We start from the raw sequence: 1,804 nt of genomic DNA, 5'->3' as shown, positions 1-1,804 counted from the left end.
CTCGCATGACTTGCGCACGCCGTTGGGCTTGATTCGCATGTTCGCGGAAACGCTGATGTTGGGCCGCGCGCGTGAGGAAGAAAAAAAACATGAATACTACGGCATCATTGCCCGGGAAGCCGAGCGCTTGACGCATATGGTCAACAATGTCCTCGATTTTTCGCGTTTGGAAGCCGGAGGCAAGGAATTCGCAATGCACGATCTGCTTTTGAATGAAGTGATTGCCAATGCGCTTGCCAGTTATCGTTTTCATTTGCAGCAACGGCAATTTCGCGTTGAAGAAAAAATTGCCAACCGCCTCCCGCCGGTCAAAGGCGATGCGCAAGCCGTGTCGCAGGCGTTTCTCAATTTACTCGACAATGCCATCAAATACAGCGATCAAAACAAGCACATCATTGTCGAAGTGGATTGCAACGAGAGGCATGCCATCGTGCGCGTGACAGACCACGGCCGGGGCATTGCGCCGCAGTATCATGACAAGATTTTCAATAAATTTTATCGCATCGATCATGCGGGCGGAGATTCCAAGGGCGCCGGCATCGGCCTGGCGATTGTGCAGCACATCATGCAAGCACATCACGGCAGCGTCGAGGTGCAAAGCGCGCCCGGCAAGGGTTCAACGTTCAGCTTAAAATTTCCATTGCATAAGGAGCTTCATGGCAACGATACTGATCATTGAAGATGAGCCGGACATGGCGCGCGGCCTGCAAGACAATCTTGTTTTTGACGGCCACGAAGTAACGATCGAAGATAATGGCCAGCAGGGCTTGCAGCGGGCGCTGACAGAATCGTTCGATTTGATTCTGCTCGACATCATGCTGCCGCAAATGTCCGGTTATGATATTTGCCGCGAACTGCGCGCAAAAGGCAGAAAAATGCCGATCATCATGCTCACCGCGCGCGGCCAGGAAATCGATAAAGTGCTGGGCTTGGAATTGGGCGCTGACGATTATATCACCAAGCCGTTCAGCTTGCGCGAGCTGTTGGCGCGCGTGCATGCGGCTTTGCGGCGCGGCGGGGCTGCTCCTGACGAGGCGAGAGACAGCTTTGCCTTGGGCGATGTGCAATTGGATTTCAAACATTATCGCGCGACCAAAGAGGGCAATGAAATCGAAATGACGCCAAAAGAGTTCGAAATTCTGCACTACCTCATCACCAATCGCGGCAACACGGTGAAGCGTGACGATCTCTTGGAGCAGGTTTGGGGACACGAGGTCAGCCCAACCACGCGCACCGTCGATAATCACGTTTTGAAGCTACGCAAAAAATTGGAACGCGATCCGGCAAATCCGGATTTTATTATCACTGTTCACGGCATTGGATACAAATTCATTGGATAACTTATGAACCGTAAAAACTCCGCCCGCATGTTGGTCCTCATGCTTTTGGCGACATTCAACTTCGTGGCGGAAGGCCGCGCCCAAGATTGGCGGCAGGCACTCGATCTCGCCGGGTTTTGGAAATTTGAAATCGGCGACGATTCCAGTTATGCCGATCCGGACTTTGATGATTCGGCGTGGGAAAAAATTGCAGTGCCCGGGGCCTGGGAGAATGAGGGCTACCCCGGCTACGACGGCTTTGCCTGGTACCGTGTGCGTTTCTCGCTGCCGGAGAAAGCCATGGGCCGCACGCTTCATCTCCACCTCGGCCGCATCGACGACGCCGATGAAGTGTATTTGAACGGCCACTTGATCGGCTATCAAGGCCGTATGCCGCCGTGGCCGGAAACGGCGTATCATATCGCGCGTCGTTACCTGCTGCCGCCTTCCTTTTTGAAGGATCATGACAATCTCATCGCCGTGCG

General features: G+C 53.8%; 3 protein-coding genes. All 3 read left to right on the top strand.

All coding sequences use genetic code 11. The annotated features are described in order from the left end of the window. On the top strand, window positions 1-679 hold a 679-nt coding region (locus tag FBQ85_29910; GenBank protein ID MDL1879347.1), incomplete at its 5' end, for a HAMP domain-containing histidine kinase. Continuing rightward, the gene (locus FBQ85_29905) at window positions 657-1,340 is read left to right on the top strand and encodes a response regulator transcription factor (protein MDL1879346.1); all 684 of its coding nucleotides are present in this window, start codon (window positions 657-659) and stop codon (window positions 1,338-1,340) included. The genes FBQ85_29910 and FBQ85_29905, both read left to right, overlap by 23 nt. Before the next feature lie 3 nt (window positions 1,341-1,343). Further along, a partial coding sequence (locus FBQ85_29900; GenBank protein MDL1879345.1) for a glycoside hydrolase occupies window positions 1,344-1,804 on the top strand: 461 nt, incomplete at its 3' end.

Source organism: Cytophagia bacterium CHB2 (assembly GCA_030263535.1).
Classification (GTDB): Bacteria; Zhuqueibacterota; Zhuqueibacteria; order Zhuqueibacterales; family Zhuqueibacteraceae; genus Coneutiohabitans.
The sequence above is the reverse complement of the archived record's forward strand: the minus strand, read 5'-3'. Positions and strand labels throughout refer to the sequence as shown.